Here is a 15,779-nt window from a genome sequence, read left to right as displayed (position 1 = left end):
TTATTTATCCCTTCGCTGAAAGTGTTGCCTCGACGATACGCATCGCCTCGACAGTTTCTTTGACATCATGCACTCGGACAATCTGTGCGCCTTGCATAGCGGCAATGACAGCACAAGCGACACTCCCGATGACCCGCTGTTGTGGCGGAACATGTAATAGCTGACCCACCATCGATTTTCGCGACATTCCCACTAACAATGGCAACCCAAAATGATGCAGTTCAGCCAGTCGCGCCAATAACTGGTAATTATGCGCCAAATTTTTGCCGAAACCGAAGCCTGGGTCGAGTAACAATTTACTTTTTGCGATACCGGCCGCAACACAGCGAGCAATATGGTATTCAAAGAACTGGTTTACATCAGCCAGTAAATCATCGTAATGCGGTGACTGCTGCATACTTTGCGGTTGCCCCTGCATATGCATCAGGCACACCGGCAGACCGGTTTTTGCCGCAGCGTCGAGCGCACCTGGCTCTTGTAATGAGCGGATATCATTAATCAGATGGGCACCAGCTTGAGCAGATTCAGTGATAACCGCCGCTTTAGAGGTATCTACAGATAACCAAGTATCAAAGCGCTTGGCTAATGCCTCGACAACTGGCACTACCCGATCAAGCTCCTCCTGCTCACTCACTTGTGCAGCACCAGGGCGGGTGGACTCGCCACCAATATCAATCAGCGTAGCACCTGCTGATAACATCAATTGGGCATGCTGTAATGCTTTATCAATATTATTGTGATGTCCACCATCCGAAAACGAATCCGGGGTGACATTCAAGATACCCATAACGTGTGGGAGAGAGAGATCCAGAACCCGATCTCTGGCAGTTAAATGCATGTCATCGCACCTTAAAAGTGGCAGTTCACGTCAATTTTATATCTTAGAAAAAGAAAAACCCCAGGCAAGCCCGAGGTTTATATTAATCACAACGCTTTATACTCGGTATACTTCAAGCTGCATGTGCGTTAGCTGCTCTCTCTCACCCGAATCATTGACTGGCGTCAACTCATCGGGATTCATTCACTTGCCGCCTTCCTGCAACTCGAATTATTTAGAGTATAGATGCCAACAGTTGACTTACTTATCGCCCAACTGTTCTGACATGGTATTTGAATTGCCTGGCGTTGGTACATTTGGCTCATCAACCGGCGTTGGTGCCTTTGGTGTGCTGTCATTGTCAGATGATTTATTCTTGGTCGCATCATCCCAGCCCGCTGGCGGGCGAACTTCTTTGCGATTCATCAAATCATCAATCTGCGGTGCATCAATCGTTTCATACTTCATCAAAGCATCTTTCATGGTATGCAGAACATCCATATTTTCCATCAGCAATGTACGTGCACGCTGATAGTTACGCTCGACAAGTAACTTAACTTCCTGATCGATAATACGCGCAGTTTCATCAGACATATGCTTGGCTTTTGCCACAGAACGGCCAAGGAATACCTCGCCTTCTTCTTCAGCATACAGCAACGGCCCCAGTTTTTCGGAGAAGCCCCACTGCGTCACCATGTTACGCGCGATAGACGTGGCAACTTTGATATCATTCGATGCACCGGTAGAGACTTTTTCCGGCCCGTAAATGATCTCTTCAGCAAGACGACCACCGTATAAGGTAGAGATCTGGCTTTCCAGTTTCTGACGGCTAGCGCTGATAGCATCACCTTCCGGCAGGAAGAATGTTACACCCAACGCACGACCACGGGGAATAATGGTCACTTTATGTACTGGGTCATGTTCAGGTACCAGACGACCGATGATCGCATGGCCTGCTTCATGATAAGCCGTTGATTCTTTTTGTGCTTCTGTCATTACCATGGAGCGACGTTCCGCACCCATCATAATTTTATCTTTCGCTTTCTCAAACTCAGCCATCGAAACAACACGCTTGTTACCACGAGCAGCAAACAACGCGGCTTCGTTGACCAGGTTAGCCAGGTCAGCACCAGAGAAGCCTGGTGTACCACGTGCAATAACTGAAGCATCGATATCGGTATCTAATGGCACGCGGCGCATATGAACTTTAAGAATCTGTTCACGACCACGGACATCAGGTAAACCAACCACAACCTGACGGTCAAAACGACCTGGACGCAGTAACGCCGGGTCAAGAACGTCTGGACGGTTAGTTGCTGCGATGACGATGATGCCTTCATTGCCTTCAAAGCCATCCATTTCAACCAGCATTTGGTTCAGTGTCTGTTCACGTTCGTCATGACCACCACCCAAACCAGCGCCACGTTGACGGCCTACCGCATCGATTTCATCGATAAAGATGATACAAGGTGCGGCTTTTTTAGCCTGCTCAAACATGTCACGGACACGGGATGCACCCACACCAACGAACATTTCTACGAAGTCAGAACCAGAAATAGTGAAGAATGGCACTTTAGCTTCACCTGCAATGGCTTTCGCCAGCAAGGTTTTACCTGTCCCTGGAGGACCAACCATCAATACGCCTTTCGGAATCTTACCGCCCAGTTTCTGGAAGCGGCTTGGCTCACGCAGATAGTCAACCAATTCACTGACTTCTTCTTTTGCTTCGTCGCAACCGGCCACATCAGCAAAAGAGGTTTTTATTTGATCTTCTGTCAGCATGCGGGCTTTGCTCTTGCCAAAGGACATCGCCCCTTTGCCGCCGCCACCTTGCATTTGACGCATAAAGAAGATCCAGACCCCAATCAACAACAACATTGGGAACCAGGAAATAAAGATAGAGGCCAGCAAGCTCGGCTCTTCCGGTGGCTCACCAACAACTTTCACATTTTTAGTCAATAAGGTATCTAACAGCTTTGGATCGTTGACCGGAATGAAAGTCGTATATTTGCTGTTATCTTTCTTACTGACGTTAATTTCACGCCCATTAATACGCGCTTCACGAACCTGTTCTTGGGTTACGTCGGACATGAAAGTAGAGTAATCCACTTTACGGCCATTCGATTCGCTGGGTCCAAAGCTCTGGAATACAGACATCAGTACGACTGCAATAACTAACCAGAGAATTAGGTTTTTCGCCATGTCACTCAAGGGATTAACCTCATATTACAACTGTGTTAACAAACAGCGTTAGGGTACTACAGTTTCCGCCCTGTCGCTACAATGTACACTTCACGCGATCGCGCACGAGAAGCGTCTGGCTTACGAATCTTAACTTTCGTAAACAGGGAGCGAATTTCCCGTAGGTATTCATCAAAGCCATCTCCCTGAAACACCTTCACCAGGAAACTTCCGCCTGGCGCAAGTACATCACGACACATATCTAAAGCTAATTCAACCAGATACATTGATTTAGGTATATCGACTGCCGGAGTACCACTCATATTCGGGGCCATATCACACATGACCACCTGAACTTTTTTATCCCCAACACGCTCAAGTAAAGCTTTCAGGACTAGTTCATCACGAAAATCGCCCTGAAGGAAATCGACACCAACGATAGGATCCATTGGTAGAAGATCACATGCGATGACCCGCCCTTTACCGCCTATTTGGGTTACTGCATATTGGGACCAACCGCCGGGTGCAGCGCCTAAATCGACTACTGTCATACCGGGTTTAAAAAGTTTATCGTTCTGTTGTATTTCATCAAGTTTAAACCAGGCGCGAGAGCGTAGCCCCTTTTTCTGTGCCTGAATTACATATTTATCGCTAAAGTGTTCTTGTAACCAGCGACTAGAGCTAGCCGAACGCTTTTTATTAGACATCTCTTTTTCCAACTATCTTAATTAAGAGCCCGCGCATCTGTTGCTTAGCTCGCGTAAACTCCCCATCGACGTAGACCGATTTGGTGATACACATGAGATGGCGGTAGAATGAACCGTTTTCAATCCCAACTTAAGCAAAAAAGACGATGAATCTGAATAACAAACAAAAACAGCACCTGAAAAGCCTGGCCCATCCATTAAAGCCAGTAGTCATGCTGGGCAATAACGGGTTAACCGAAGGGGTGCTGGCTGAAATCGAACAAACGCTGGAACATCATGAACTTATTAAGGTGAAGATCACTGCTGAAGAGCGTGAAACCAAAGCCCTAATTGCTGATGCCATCGTGCGTGAGACCGGTGCCGTTAACGTCCAAATCATCGGTAATATTTTAGTGCTCTATCGCCCAGCGAAAGAGCGGAAAATTATTTTACCGCGTTAATGACGCTTGTTTTAGAGAAAAGGTGCCATGCACTTTGTTCTGATAAAAGGCCGCAAGCGGCCTTTTACTTTTCTTTACAACTTCATTTTTGAGAAATAACGCGTAATAGCTGCTCAGATGGACAAGTATTACACATAATCCACGCTAAGAATTTCATATTCTACTTCGCCGCCTGGAGTTCGAATAACAACGACGTCATCGACTTCCTTACCAATCAGGCCACGAGCGATAGGTGAGTTAACCGAAATAAGATTTTGTTTAAAATCCGCTTCATCATCACCCACAATCCGGTATTGCTGCTCTTCTTCGCTATCCACATTGAATACACGAACCGTGGCACCAAAAATAACGCGGCCATTATTAGGCATTCTGGTGATATCAATCACCTGCGCATTAGAGAGTTTTGCTTCTATTTCTTGAATCCGGCCTTCACAGAACCCTTGTTGCTCGCGGGCTGCATGATATTCCGCATTTTCTTTCAAGTCACCGTGTTCGCGGGCAGTGGCGATATCAGCAATAATTTTAGGGCGACGAACGCCTTTTAAAAAATCCAGCTCTTCACGCAGTTTCTCTGCGCCATTTACCGTCATCGGAATCTGTTTCATCTTTTAAATACCTCTAAATCTATCCTGTTCAAAAAACCGTCATCCTAACGTTTTCGAATGAAAATGCGGCTAGTTTGATAGCCTACCCGCCTCCAGGCGATAAACAAAAAAAATCACCCCGGAGCCAAAACCCCAAGTCAGGATCAATTCTGCATTTTGATATGCATTTTAACGTAGAGTTCCTTTAGGGTCATCGTTTACTTTCGCCCTCGTTGCACCGTAGTATGGCAACACGTTATTCAGCAGTTATACCGAAATTATGCATTTTTCACGAATTGTCAGTGGATTGGCCTGTGCTATTGCGATCAATATCAGCATATCTAACGCCAATGCGGCTCAGGTCGAAAATTACACACAGTATCTGCCTGATGGGGCAAATCTTGCGTTAGTAGTACAAAAAATCGGGGCTACGACTCCAGCAATAGACTATCACGCTCAGCAGATGGCCTTACCCGCCAGTACGCAAAAAGTCCTGACCGCATTGGCCGCTTTGCTACAGCTTGGACCTGATTTTCGCTTCAATACCACACTAGAAAGTCACGGCCCGATCACCGACGGTGTGTTGCGCGGCAATTTAATTGCACGTTTTGACGGTGACCCCACTTTAACACGCCAGCAGTTGCGTAATATGGTGGCTACGCTAAGAAAAGCCGGTGTAAAACAAGTTGCAGGTGATTTGATCATTGATACGTCGGTTTTTGCCAGCCACGACAAAGCACCCGGTTGGCCGTGGAACGATATGACACAATGTTTTAGTGCCCCACCTGCGGCGGCCATTGTCGATCGTAACTGTTTTTCAGTCTCACTATACAGCGCGCCTAATCCGGGCGACATGGCATTTATCCGAGTTGCATCCTATTATCCGGTGCAAATGTTCAGTGAAGTACGTACTTTAGCTAAAGGTTCACCAGATGCGCAATATTGCGAGTTAGATGTCGTTCCAGGCGAATTAAACCGATTCACGCTTACCGGATGCCTGACACAACGCAGTGAACCGCTGCCTCTGGCCTTTGCAGTACAAAATGGTGCCAGCTATGCCGGTGCCATCTTGAAAGATGAACTAAAAAAAGCGGATATTCAGATTGACGGCAGCCTACGCCGGCAGACGACCCCCAATGCCGCTGGCACCGTGCTAGCCCAAGCACAGTCAGCACCGTTACATGACTTACTGAAAATCATGTTGAAAAAGTCTGACAACATGATTGCCGATACCGTGTTCAGGACCATTGGTCATCAGCGATTTGGTGTACCGGGCACATGGCGCGCTGGTGCCGATGCGGTACGTCAGGTTCTGCGCCAGAAGGCCGGTGTGGATCTGGGGAACAGTATTGTCGTGGATGGGTCGGGTTTGTCACGTCATAATCTCATTTCGCCGGCAACCATGATGCAAGCTTTGCAATATATAGCTCAACATGATCAAGAACTTAATTTTATCTCAATGCTGCCATTATCGGGCTATGACGGTACATTACGTTATCGTGGTGGCCTGCATGAAGCGGGTGTTGATGGCAAAGTTTCGGCCAAAACCGGGGCACTACAAGGCGTATACAATCTGGCCGGATTTATTACTACCGCCAGTGGGCAGCGCATGGCATTTGTCCAATTCTTGTCGGGTTACGCCGTACCACCTGAAGATCAAAAAAATCGTCGGGCACCTTTGGTTCGCTTCGAAAGCCGCCTGTATAAAGACATCTATCAGAATAATTAAAAATTATGAAACTACTGATTGTTGAAGATGATGAACTGCTGCAACGCGGGATAGCTATGGCCCTGACCAATCAGGGCTATGCCTGTGACTGTGCCGGTACCGCAGCCGAAGCGCACAGTTTATTACACACCAGTCAGTACAGCATGGTAATCCTCGATCTCGGCCTGCCGGATCAAGATGGTGCCGTGTTGTTGCGTCAATGGCGGCGCCAGCATGTCACCTTACCGGTACTTATCCTCACCGCCCGTGATGCACTGGAAGATCGGGTTGACGGGCTGGATGCCGGTGCTGACGATTACCTTATCAAACCTTTCGCGTTAGCCGAGTTACTGGCACGCGTTCGCGCATTGATTCGTCGTTATCAGGGGCAAAGTGACAATTTGGTGCAACAAGATGACCTGAGCCTTAACTTATCAACACAGCAAGTCTGTTTGCAGGATCAGCCGCTGGAAATCACACCCAAAGAGTTTGCGATCCTCTCGCGCTTAATTATGCGGGCCGGCCAAACCGTTAACCGTGAGTTATTACAGCAGGATCTGTATACCTGGAATGATGATCTCGGCTCCAACACGCTAGAAGTGCATATCCATAATCTTCGCCGCAAATTAGGCAAAGATCGTATTCGTACCGTAAGGGGTATTGGCTATCGTCTGGAGGCACAATCATGATCAGTATGCGACGCCGTCTGATTTTAATGCTGGCGTTAATATTATTGGTTACCCAGTTGATAAGTGCCTTTTGGTTATGGCATGAAAGTCAGGAACAAATCAGCTTCCTGGTTGATGAAACCCTTAGCGCACAAGCGCGTAATGAGCGGGTTGATACGGAAATAGCGGAAGCCATTGCATCACTGCTTGCGCCGTCGCTCATCATGATGGCCATCACCCTTTTGCTCTCTTTCTGGGCGATCAGTTGGATTATTCGTCCACTTGATCAATTGCAAAAAAAGCTGGCTGAACGTTCAGCCGATAATCTCACCCCAGTGATTGTTAAGAGCGATATGCAAGAAATCGTCTCTGTAACATCGACACTTAACCAGTTGTTATTCCGGCTCTCTAATACTATTGCGCAAGAACGCCTGTTCACTGCCGATGCCGCACATGAGTTACGCACACCTCTGGCCGGGATTCGTCTGCACCTTGAGTTGATGGAACAACAAGGGATCACTGAAAGTAAATCATTGATTAGTCGCATCGACTTATTGATGCATACTATTGAACAGTTACTGACACTATCCAGAGCAGGCCAAAATTTTGCTAGTGGCCTATATCAATCTCTTGATTGGACTGAAAATGTGGTGCAGCCACTGCAAGATGAATTACAGGAAATGTGTGATCTTCGGCAACAAACTATCCAATGGGAATTCCCGCCTTATGCCAAGACAGAAGGTGACGCCACGCTGCTGCGCCTGATGTTGCGAAATCTGGTTGAAAATGCCCATCGTTATAGCCCGGTTGGTAGCCAGATTTCAGTCAAACTCGTTACTGAAAACTTGGGTGCCATTCTGCAAGTGATGGATGAAGGGCCGGGAATAAAACCAGAACAGGCGGGTGAATTGACTCAAGCGTTTCGTCGTATGGATCAACGCTATGGCGGCAGTGGGTTAGGGCTAAATATCGTGATCCGTATTGTGCAACTGCACCAAGGCAGGTTAACACTGGAGAACCGCCCAGACCGTTCAGGACTGCAGGCGCAATGCTGGATACCTGCCGTCACCCATGGCACGGCGTTACCTCCATTTAGCTAGTGTCGCCCATTAGGTGTTCAAATAAAAGGGCCGCCACAGGTGAAGTGGCAGCCCTCATTTATACTCATAACAACGTTATGACTCACAACAACCGGAAATTTAACGTTCGTAGATAAACTCTACGCCGTCATCATCTTCCTCATCCCAATCGTCGTCATCTTCTTCTACCGCTGCCGCTTCCACTTCAGCCAGTTGTTCACGGTGATAATCATCCCACATGAATTCAACTTTTTCTGGTGCACTTTCTGCAATGGCCATAGCTTTAGGTTGGGTGTTGAGGAATTTCATGACATCCCAGCACAGCGCGTTTACATTGTCGCGATTTGCTGCGGAAATCATGTAGTACTTATCTTCCCATCCCAGCGCTTCTACAATGGCTTTAGCGCGAACCTCAGCTTCTTCTGTACCTATCAGGTCAATCTTATTGAAAACAAGCCAGCGTGGCTTCTCTGCAAGATTTTCGCTGTATTGCTGTAACTCATTAACGATGACTTTGGCATTCTCAATCGGATCTGATTCATCGATCGGAGCCAGATCAACCAAGTGCAACAGTACACGACAACGTTCCAGATGCTTCAGGAAGCGAATACCCAGACCAGCACCGTCTGATGCGCCTTCGATCAAACCGGGAATATCGGCAACCACAAAGCTCTGCTCATGATCCATTCGTACAACACCCAGACTTGGGATCAATGTCGTAAATGGATAATCGGCTACTTTTGGTTTAGCCGCAGAGACCGCACGAATAAAGGTGGATTTACCCGCGTTTGGCAAACCTAACATCCCCACATCAGCCAGCAGCAACAACTCAAGCATCAATTCACGTGTTTCGCCTTCAGTACCCATGGTTTTCTGGCGTGGCGCACGGTTTACCGATGATTTGAATCGAGTGTTCCCTAACCCATGGAACCCCCCTTTCGCGACCATCAGAACCTGACCATGGCGGGTCATATCACCCACAATCTCACCCGTTCCCTGATCCAGTACGCGGGTACCAACCGGGACTTTAATGGTGATATCTTTACCACGTTTGCCGGTACAGTCACGGCTCTGGCCATTCTGCCCACGTTCAGCACGGAAAGACTTCACAAAACGGTAATCAATCAGCGTGTTAAGGTTTTCATCGGCCAGCAGGTAAATATCGCCGCCATCACCACCATCACCACCATCAGGGCCACCATTAGGGATATATTTTTCGCGGCGGAAGCTGACACAACCGTTACCACCGTCACCGGCTACAACCAAAATCGTAGCTTCATCAACAAACTTCATTTACTTTCTCCGTAAATCATTCACCGGGCCGCTGCTTTTGCGGAGCAACCAGGTTTATTTCTGTCCGACGTGGCCACCAACGATGTCCAATTGCGGAAAACATTGCGCCGGCCACTACCACGAATGCGCCTGCGTATCCCACAAGATTGAGGGACGGTGCGGCAAACATTTCTGGCCAGGCCAGCGCCAATAGAATTGAAAAAAACAAGGTAAACAACGGTGTCAATGTGACAAGTGCGCTTACCTGAGCTGCCTGCCAGCGCGCCATGGCCTCAGCCAAAGCACCGTAACCCACTAGGGTATTAACCCCACAAAATAGTAAACAGGCAAACTGCCACCCATTTAGCTGAAAAATAACGGCTGGTTTCGCCATTGGGAATAATGCAATTGCACATAAAGTGTACAACAATAATAGAATTTGTTGCGATGCCATACGCCTTAATAGCACCTTCTGGGCGACACCATAGCTGACCCAAACAACCGCTGCACAGACTCCCAATGCCACGCCAAGCGTATAATCAGTCAAACGGGTAAAGATTTCATGCAGACTGGTATTAAAAAATAACAACAAGCCACAAATCAGCATACCCGCACCAATAACCTGGGTAATGCGCATCCGCTCTTTTAAAATCAGCACACTGGCAACCATCATACCGACTGGTGATAATTGCCCGATAACCTGGGATGCCGTCGGACTTAGATATTGTAATGATGAACTGAAGAAGATGAAATTCCCCAGTAGGCCACACGTCGCAACTATCAGTAATACCAGCCAGCGACGTTGGCGAAAAAGTTTAAGCGAGGGTAGCTGACGACGCGAAGCCAGAATAATCCCCAAGCCGATAGCCGCCATCGTGAAGCGATACCAAACAATGGTAAAAGGCTCCATCACCTCAAGCACTTGCTTCATTGCGATCGGCAAGGCACCCCAGAATACGGCAGTGGTTAGTGCCAAAAAAATACCTAAACCAGCCTGCTGCTTCGTATCCATTTTTTACCGAAGGGGTTAACCCTGAAATGTAAAAAGCCCCGCAACGAAATTGCAGGGCTTACATCTATTTACAGGACGCGAAAAACTTATACAGCTTCGATGCTGATAAATTTACGGTTTTTCGGGCCTTTAACTTCGAACTTGACTTTACCGTCAGCCAAAGCAAACAGAGTATGGTCTTTACCGCAACCTACGTTGGTGCCTGCATGGAACTTAGTTCCACGTTGACGAACGATGATGCTGCCTGCCAGAACTGCTTCGCCGCCAAAACGTTTTACGCCAAGACGTTTACTTTCGGAGTCACGACCGTTACGAGTCGAGCCACCAGCCTTTTTATGTGCCATTTATCCGCTCTCCTAAATCTTAAGCGCTGATACCGGTGATTTTAACATCAGTGAACCACTGACGATGACCTTGCTGCTTACGGTAATGCTTACGACGACGGAATTTAACAATCTTAATCTTCTCGCCACGACCGTGAGCAATTACTTCAGCCTTGATCTTGCCACCATCGACTAAAGGAGCGCCGATATTGATTTCTTCACCGTTAGCAATCATCAGAACTTGGTCAAACTCAACAGTTTCACCAGTTGCGATGTCCAGCTTTTCCAGGCGAATGGTTTGACCTTCGCTTACTCGGTGTTGTTTACCACCACTTTGGAAAACCGCGTACATATAAAACTCCGCTTTCCGTGCACTCCACTTTTGTAGTCCAGAGCGCACTATAAATATTCACAATAGGGCGCGAATTCTACGCAAAAATGTAGTGAATGACAAGTATATAATCAGCCCAAGCGAAGAAAAAAAGCACAGTTTCTTACATCATGTTTATTTGATGGATTTTTCAAGTACAATCATAGTCTCAGGGAACGTCATGTAATAATGTGGGCGGTAATCTCATCGCAGTTAAAGAGAAAAACAGCTGAATATAACAATGAACCTAGAAAAGATTATCGAGTTAACCGCGCCGGATATGGCGGCAGTAAACACAACAATTCTCGACCAGTTGAACTCTGATGTTGTTCTCATCAATCAATTGGGCCATTACATTATCAGTGGTGGCGGGAAACGAATTCGCCCTATGATCGCCGTTTTGGTGGCCCGTGCGTTGCACTACCAGGGCAGTAAGCATATCACCGTCGCGGCATTGATTGAATTTATCCACACAGCGACCTTGCTGCATGATGATGTGGTCGATGAATCTGATATGCGCCGTGGTAAAGCGACGGCTAATGCGGCATTTGGTAATGCCGCCAGTGTATTGGTGGGCGACTATATCTATACGCGCTCATTCCAGATGATGACCGGCCTCGAATCACTGCGCGTTCTTACTTTGATGTCAGAAGCCACAAACGTTATTGCTGAAGGTGAAGTTTTACAGTTAATGAACTGTAATAACCCAGACATCACTGAAGAAAACTATATGCAGGTTATTTACAGCAAAACGGCTCGTTTGTTTGAGGCAGCTTCACAATCTGCGGCCGTGCTGGCGGATGCTACTGAAACGCAGGAGTTAGCGTTACAGAATTATGGCCGTTATCTGGGTACTGCATTCCAGCTAATTGATGACCTGCTCGATTACAGCTCTGATGGCACCACTTTGGGTAAGAATACCGGTGACGACCTCAATGAAGGTAAACCTACATTGCCCCTACTGCATGCCATGCGTAATGGCACCGTGGAACAAGCAGCCATGATTCGACAAGCAATTGAACAAGGCAATGGCCGCCATTTACTCGAACCCGTATTGGCTGCAATGCAGCAGTGTGGCTCACTTGACTATACCCGTCGGCGTGCAGAGGAAGAGGCCGACAAAGCCATTGCTGCGTTACAGATTCTCCCTGAAAGTGAATACCGCCTGGCTCTTGAGGGTTTAGCGCACATTGCAGTACAACGCGCCTTTTGAGAAAGCATTAAGAAACCCGTGCTTTACCGCCCGGGTTTATCTTTTCTGCTATTAATCCAAACGTTTCATCAGTGTTCCTACCCCTTCCCGCAGCAAAAATGCAATAGCTCGCGAGCGCTCAGCATCAGTGAGTTGATTGTAAGCTTCAATCCATATAGCCAATGGGTCATTGCGCTGCACAACATATTCCGGGGGGGTTTCTTTCAAGCGTAAAACACACAGTACATCAGATGGTAGCCCCTCGATAGCGTATTCTACCGCCTTTCCCTGCACCCCAAGTTTACGTCTGCGTTCCCAACCTTCCTTTCTGGCTCGACCATTAACCCCTGCAGGCGTGTTAGGCAATCCGCCAATACCAATAAGCTCAGCAGCGGTAATCCATTGTTTTTTCATATCCATTCTCTATCAATGAGCTGCTGTAGCAATTTCCTGGCACAAAGTGCACATCTGGCGGGCTTAATCGATTCTCAATTGCTCGATCAGGCTTTTAGCTCCTTCACGAAAAATAAAGGTAATAATCTGCTCCCGTTCAGCCTCCGTAAAACGATAGTAAGCCTCTATCCATAGGGCTAATGGGTCTTGCCGTGCTGGCGTATACTGTGCCGGCTCTTCTCTTAAATGTAATGAATTCAGTATGGTGGAAGGTAAACTTTCAACATGATACTCCACCGCCTTCCCTTGAACGCCACGACGACGGCGCTGTTCCCATCCCTCACGTTTCGCCATGAGGTTAATGCCTTGTGGTGATGAGGGTAATCCCTCAAGACCTGCCAGTTCCTTAGCGGCAAACCACTCTTTTTTCATGGTGTTGCTTCCTAATATGCGTTGTGACACAAAAAAGGAATATTTAGAAAACATTTAAAATCTTTTAGAAAATAAATGGTATGATCTTTCTAAATGGTCACTTTCTGTTCACAGTACGATTAACAATGTACTGTTATTTATATCACTAACACGTCAGCTGCTTAGAAAAAAAAAGGATTAAAGATGATTTTAAGGAAATCTGATTGGCACCCAGCAGACATTATTGCCGCACTACGTAAAAAAGGCACAACTTTAGCCGCCCTCTCTCGTGAGGCAGGGTTAAGTTCCTCGACTCTTGCCAATGCGTTAACTCGTCCTTGGCCAAAGGGGGAATGGTTGATTGCCGAATGTTTAGAGATTCATCCTTCCGAAATTTGGCCAACACGCTATTTTGATCCGAAAACAGGGGTTCTTCTTGACCGAAAAGTGAGGATACGGCCGGCTATTCTTCGGGCATAAAAAAACCGCCGATGCATAGCTTCGGCGGTTGATAATATTATCTCAGGGGCAGCTTTAAGCCCCTGCTACTACTTGTTATTGACGAACTGCTCGCCCAACTCAATATCTTTGTGCAATACATCAAGCATGCTTTCTAGCGCTTGCTGTTCAAACGCACTCAATTTGCCAATGTCTTTACGTTCAGCAACACCCTCTTTACCTAACAGGATTGGCTGAGCAAAGAAACGGGCATATTTACCGTCGCCTTCAACGTAAGAACATTCAACAACATTGCTTTCGCCTTGTAGAGCACGAACCAGAGAAAGACCAAAACGTGCCGCAGCCTGCCCCATAGATAGAGTCGCTGACCCGCCACCGGCTTTTGCTTCAACAACTTCAGTACCCGCATTCTGGATACGTTTAGTCAGGTCAGCCACTTCTTGCTCGGTAAAGCTAATGCCTGGAATTTGTGACAACAATGGCAAAATGGTAACACCAGAGTGGCCACCGATAACCGGCACTTCGATATCTTGAGGTTGCTTACCTTTCAGTTCAGCAACAAAGGTATTAGAGCGAATGGTATCCAGTGTCGTAATGCCAAATAATTTATTCTTGTCGTAAACACCGGCTTTTTTCAGTACTTCTGCGGCGATCGCTACTGTCGTGTTAACTGGGTTGGTAATGATACCGATTAATGCTTTCGGGCAAGTACGCGCGATTTGCTCAACCAGATTACGGACGATGCCAGCATTAACATTGAACAGATCTGAACGATCCATGCCCGGTTTACGTGCAACACCCGCAGAAATCAGAACAATATCGGCCCCTTTAAGGGCTGGGGTAGCATCTTCGCCGCTGAAGCCTTTAATATTAACAGCGGTCGGGATATGGCTCAGGTCAACCGCAACACCGGGAGTCACTGGCGCGATATCATATAATGAGAGGTCTGAACCTGAAGGAAGCTGGGTCTTGAGTAGAAGAGCGAGGGCCTGGCCGATACCACCAGCGGCACCGAGAACTGCAACTTTCATCCTATACTCCTTTTTATATTTAATTTAAATTTGCCGTGAATTCATCTATTTAGGCACCTTAATTTATTGTGATTTTAAACACAATCTATTAACAGTCAGATTGAGATATCACGCATCAAAAAGGCGCATAAGACGTATGCATTTTAGAGTAAATCGCTTATTCATTAATGATATAGCGCACATTATTCTAAAATTTACTGAAGTATTCATGACAGGTTAATCGGCGGTTACATTACACCCTTCTGTTACATCAGAACAACATCATTTTAATAACATTTTAGTTACTCGCGCCGAATGTTGATAAAAACTGATTTAGCATAATCGTAACAGTAAGATGATGTGAAAATTTCACCACACCTTGATATCAGTGCTTTTATCGCCAATACTCCATAGTCATGTTGAATAAAAATTCATTTATATGCATAATAATCCTATTCACTATTGACTGATCAAGGCATAGAAAATGCGTAATCCCGCAAAACAAGAAGATCTTATCAAAGCGTTTAAAGCGTTATTGAAAGAAGAGAAATTCAGTTCTCAAGGTGAGATCGTTTTGGCCTTGCAGGAAGAAGGCTTCGAAAATATCAACCAATCCAAAGTTTCACGTATGCTAACCAAATTCGGTGCGGTTAGAACGCGTAATGCCAAAATGGAGATGGTTTACTGCTTACCCGCAGAATTGGGGGTGCCAACAACCAGTAGCCCACTAAAAAATCTGGTCTTGGATGTCGATTATAATGATTCAGTCGTTGTGATTAATACCAGCCCTGGTGCGGCACAGCTGATCGCCCGCCTGCTGGATTCATTAGGTAAGGCTGAAGGGATCTTAGGCAGTATTGCTGGTGACGATACCATTTTCACAACGCCTGCCAGAGGTTTTACGGTTAAACAACTGCATGAAGCCATTCTTGGGCTATTCGAACAAGAGCTTTAATTCCACATCTTTATGTCTGATGTATATAGATGCGGCCTTCTGCGCCGCACTGTATCCCTGTCACCGTTATCCGATTAATCATACCTTCATAGCCTTTAACCAGGGCATATAACTACTGATTTCGGTCTAAACCACAAAATAATTCTGCTTATCTCTCCCTTACAGTCAAACCTACCACTGACTAACGCACTTTTAGTC

General features: G+C 46.7%; 18 protein-coding genes. 7 read left to right on the top strand and 11 right to left on the bottom strand.

Annotated elements, in window-relative coordinates:
- Positions 1-4: 4 nt before the first annotated feature.
- The 3 genes from folP to rlmE all read right to left on the bottom strand — a co-directional run bounded on the left by folP (position 5) and on the right by rlmE (position 3,705).
- Positions 5-838: a dihydropteroate synthase gene (folP, locus tag Q2T72_RS02520; protein ID WP_083160901.1), complete on the bottom strand. Its 834-nt coding sequence runs from the start codon at positions 836-838 to the stop codon at positions 5-7.
- A 240-nt stretch (positions 839-1,078) separates the two neighbouring features.
- On the bottom strand, positions 1,079-3,019 hold the full coding sequence (gene ftsH / locus Q2T72_RS02515) for an ATP-dependent zinc metalloprotease FtsH (protein WP_083160903.1): 1,941 nt from the start codon (positions 3,017-3,019) through the stop codon (positions 1,079-1,081).
- A 56-nt stretch (positions 3,020-3,075) separates the two neighbouring features.
- Positions 3,076-3,705: a 23S rRNA (uridine(2552)-2'-O)-methyltransferase RlmE gene (gene rlmE, locus Q2T72_RS02510; RefSeq protein WP_083160905.1), complete on the bottom strand. Its 630-nt coding sequence runs from the start codon at positions 3,703-3,705 to the stop codon at positions 3,076-3,078.
- 146 nt (positions 3,706-3,851) lie between these two features.
- On the opposite strand from rlmE, the gene yhbY reads away from it, so the two are divergent.
- Complete coding sequence (gene yhbY, locus Q2T72_RS02505; RefSeq protein ID WP_004389225.1) at positions 3,852-4,145, top strand: ribosome assembly RNA-binding protein YhbY; 294 nt, start codon at positions 3,852-3,854, stop codon at positions 4,143-4,145.
- A 128-nt stretch (positions 4,146-4,273) separates the two neighbouring features.
- Here yhbY and greA read toward each other — a convergent pair whose 3' ends face one another.
- A complete protein-coding gene (gene greA, locus Q2T72_RS02500) occupies positions 4,274-4,750 on the bottom strand; it encodes a transcription elongation factor GreA (RefSeq protein ID WP_372568583.1) in 477 nt (158 codons plus the stop codon).
- Between the two features lie 259 nt (positions 4,751-5,009).
- Here greA and dacB point away from each other — a divergent pair, with 259 nt between their 5' ends.
- Genes dacB through pmrB form a run of 3 tightly spaced genes read left to right on the top strand, consistent with a single transcriptional unit; the run spans position 5,010 to position 8,205 of the window.
- The gene (dacB, locus tag Q2T72_RS02495) at positions 5,010-6,458 is read left to right on the top strand and encodes a serine-type D-Ala-D-Ala carboxypeptidase (protein WP_083160907.1); all 1,449 of its coding nucleotides are present in this window, start codon (positions 5,010-5,012) and stop codon (positions 6,456-6,458) included.
- Positions 6,459-6,463: 5 nt separating this feature from the next.
- The gene (gene pmrA, locus Q2T72_RS02490; protein ID WP_083160909.1) at positions 6,464-7,126 is read left to right on the top strand and encodes a two-component system response regulator PmrA; all 663 of its coding nucleotides are present in this window, start codon (positions 6,464-6,466) and stop codon (positions 7,124-7,126) included.
- Complete coding sequence (gene pmrB / locus Q2T72_RS02485) at positions 7,123-8,205, top strand: two-component system sensor histidine kinase PmrB (RefSeq protein ID WP_083160911.1); 1,083 nt, start codon at positions 7,123-7,125, stop codon at positions 8,203-8,205. Before pmrA ends, pmrB begins: the two co-directional genes overlap by 4 nt.
- A 99-nt stretch (positions 8,206-8,304) precedes the next feature.
- Here pmrB and cgtA read toward each other — a convergent pair whose 3' ends face one another.
- From cgtA to rplU, 4 genes are all read right to left on the bottom strand, one after another.
- Positions 8,305-9,477 (bottom strand): Obg family GTPase CgtA, encoded by a 1,173-nt coding sequence (gene cgtA, locus Q2T72_RS02480; RefSeq protein ID WP_083160913.1) that lies wholly within the window; start codon positions 9,475-9,477, stop codon positions 8,305-8,307.
- 16 nt (positions 9,478-9,493) lie between these two features.
- On the bottom strand, positions 9,494-10,468 hold the full coding sequence (locus tag Q2T72_RS02475) for a DMT family transporter (protein WP_083160915.1): 975 nt from the start codon (positions 10,466-10,468) through the stop codon (positions 9,494-9,496).
- A gap of 86 nt (positions 10,469-10,554) precedes the next feature.
- Positions 10,555-10,812 carry a 50S ribosomal protein L27 gene (rpmA, locus tag Q2T72_RS02470; protein ID WP_083160917.1) on the bottom strand — a complete coding sequence of 86 codons (258 nt, stop codon included), beginning with the start codon at positions 10,810-10,812 and terminating at the stop codon, positions 10,555-10,557.
- Between the two features lie 19 nt (positions 10,813-10,831).
- A complete protein-coding gene (rplU, locus tag Q2T72_RS02465; RefSeq protein WP_005186422.1) occupies positions 10,832-11,143 on the bottom strand; it encodes a 50S ribosomal protein L21 in 312 nt (103 codons plus the stop codon).
- Between the two features lie 259 nt (positions 11,144-11,402).
- On the opposite strand from rplU, the gene ispB reads away from it, so the two are divergent.
- Positions 11,403-12,374 carry an octaprenyl diphosphate synthase gene (gene ispB / locus Q2T72_RS02460; RefSeq protein WP_083160919.1) on the top strand — a complete coding sequence of 324 codons (972 nt, stop codon included), beginning with the start codon at positions 11,403-11,405 and terminating at the stop codon, positions 12,372-12,374.
- A gap of 51 nt (positions 12,375-12,425) precedes the next feature.
- Here the strand turns inward: ispB and Q2T72_RS02455 are convergent, their stop codons facing one another.
- Positions 12,426-12,767 carry a DNA-binding protein gene (locus tag Q2T72_RS02455; RefSeq protein WP_372568582.1) on the bottom strand — a complete coding sequence of 114 codons (342 nt, stop codon included), beginning with the start codon at positions 12,765-12,767 and terminating at the stop codon, positions 12,426-12,428.
- Between the two features lie 63 nt (positions 12,768-12,830).
- Positions 12,831-13,178 carry a DNA-binding protein gene (locus Q2T72_RS02450; RefSeq protein WP_372568581.1) on the bottom strand — a complete coding sequence of 116 codons (348 nt, stop codon included), beginning with the start codon at positions 13,176-13,178 and terminating at the stop codon, positions 12,831-12,833.
- A gap of 183 nt (positions 13,179-13,361) precedes the next feature.
- Here Q2T72_RS02450 and Q2T72_RS02445 point away from each other — a divergent pair, with 183 nt between their 5' ends.
- A complete protein-coding gene (locus Q2T72_RS02445) occupies positions 13,362-13,637 on the top strand; it encodes a helix-turn-helix transcriptional regulator (protein ID WP_083160925.1) in 276 nt (91 codons plus the stop codon).
- Positions 13,638-13,705: 68 nt separating this feature from the next.
- Here Q2T72_RS02445 and mdh read toward each other — a convergent pair whose 3' ends face one another.
- A complete protein-coding gene (gene mdh, locus Q2T72_RS02440; protein ID WP_083160927.1) occupies positions 13,706-14,647 on the bottom strand; it encodes a malate dehydrogenase in 942 nt (313 codons plus the stop codon).
- Positions 14,648-15,110: 463 nt separating this feature from the next.
- On the opposite strand from mdh, the gene argR reads away from it, so the two are divergent.
- Complete coding sequence (gene argR / locus Q2T72_RS02435) at positions 15,111-15,581, top strand: transcriptional regulator ArgR (RefSeq protein WP_004707043.1); 471 nt, start codon at positions 15,111-15,113, stop codon at positions 15,579-15,581.
- Positions 15,582-15,779: the final 198 nt, after the last annotated feature.

It is taken from the genome of Yersinia sp. 2466 StPb PI (genome assembly GCF_041538325.1).
Taxonomy (GTDB): Bacteria; Pseudomonadota; Gammaproteobacteria; order Enterobacterales; family Enterobacteriaceae; genus Yersinia; species Yersinia enterocolitica_E.
This window is presented reverse-complemented; position numbering and strand designations above follow the sequence as displayed.

Excerpts from the sequence above, each read along its gene's own strand:
- folP (WP_083160901.1), bottom strand. The coding sequence starts at position 838 with ATGCATTTAACTGCCAGAGATCGGGTTCTGGATCTCTCTCTCCCACAC.
- ftsH (WP_083160903.1), bottom strand. The coding sequence starts at position 3,019 with ATGGCGAAAAACCTAATTCTCTGGTTAGTTATTGCAGTCGTACTGATG.
- rlmE (WP_083160905.1), bottom strand. The coding sequence starts at position 3,705 with ATGTCTAATAAAAAGCGTTCGGCTAGCTCTAGTCGCTGGTTACAAGAA.
- yhbY (WP_004389225.1), top strand. The coding sequence starts at position 3,852 with ATGAATCTGAATAACAAACAAAAACAGCACCTGAAAAGCCTGGCCCAT.
- greA (WP_372568583.1), bottom strand. The coding sequence starts at position 4,750 with ATGAAACAGATTCCGATGACGGTAAATGGCGCAGAGAAACTGCGTGAA.
- dacB (WP_083160907.1), top strand. The coding sequence starts at position 5,010 with ATGCATTTTTCACGAATTGTCAGTGGATTGGCCTGTGCTATTGCGATC.
- pmrA (WP_083160909.1), top strand. The coding sequence starts at position 6,464 with ATGAAACTACTGATTGTTGAAGATGATGAACTGCTGCAACGCGGGATA.
- pmrB (WP_083160911.1), top strand. The coding sequence starts at position 7,123 with ATGATCAGTATGCGACGCCGTCTGATTTTAATGCTGGCGTTAATATTA.
- cgtA (WP_083160913.1), bottom strand. The coding sequence starts at position 9,477 with ATGAAGTTTGTTGATGAAGCTACGATTTTGGTTGTAGCCGGTGACGGT.
- Q2T72_RS02475 (WP_083160915.1), bottom strand. The coding sequence starts at position 10,468 with ATGGATACGAAGCAGCAGGCTGGTTTAGGTATTTTTTTGGCACTAACC.
- rpmA (WP_083160917.1), bottom strand. The coding sequence starts at position 10,812 with ATGGCACATAAAAAGGCTGGTGGCTCGACTCGTAACGGTCGTGACTCC.
- rplU (WP_005186422.1), bottom strand. The coding sequence starts at position 11,143 with ATGTACGCGGTTTTCCAAAGTGGTGGTAAACAACACCGAGTAAGCGAA.
- ispB (WP_083160919.1), top strand. The coding sequence starts at position 11,403 with ATGAACCTAGAAAAGATTATCGAGTTAACCGCGCCGGATATGGCGGCA.
- Q2T72_RS02455 (WP_372568582.1), bottom strand. The coding sequence starts at position 12,767 with ATGAAAAAACAATGGATTACCGCTGCTGAGCTTATTGGTATTGGCGGA.
- Q2T72_RS02450 (WP_372568581.1), bottom strand. The coding sequence starts at position 13,178 with ATGAAAAAAGAGTGGTTTGCCGCTAAGGAACTGGCAGGTCTTGAGGGA.
- Q2T72_RS02445 (WP_083160925.1), top strand. The coding sequence starts at position 13,362 with ATGATTTTAAGGAAATCTGATTGGCACCCAGCAGACATTATTGCCGCA.
- mdh (WP_083160927.1), bottom strand. The coding sequence starts at position 14,647 with ATGAAAGTTGCAGTTCTCGGTGCCGCTGGTGGTATCGGCCAGGCCCTC.
- argR (WP_004707043.1), top strand. The coding sequence starts at position 15,111 with ATGCGTAATCCCGCAAAACAAGAAGATCTTATCAAAGCGTTTAAAGCG.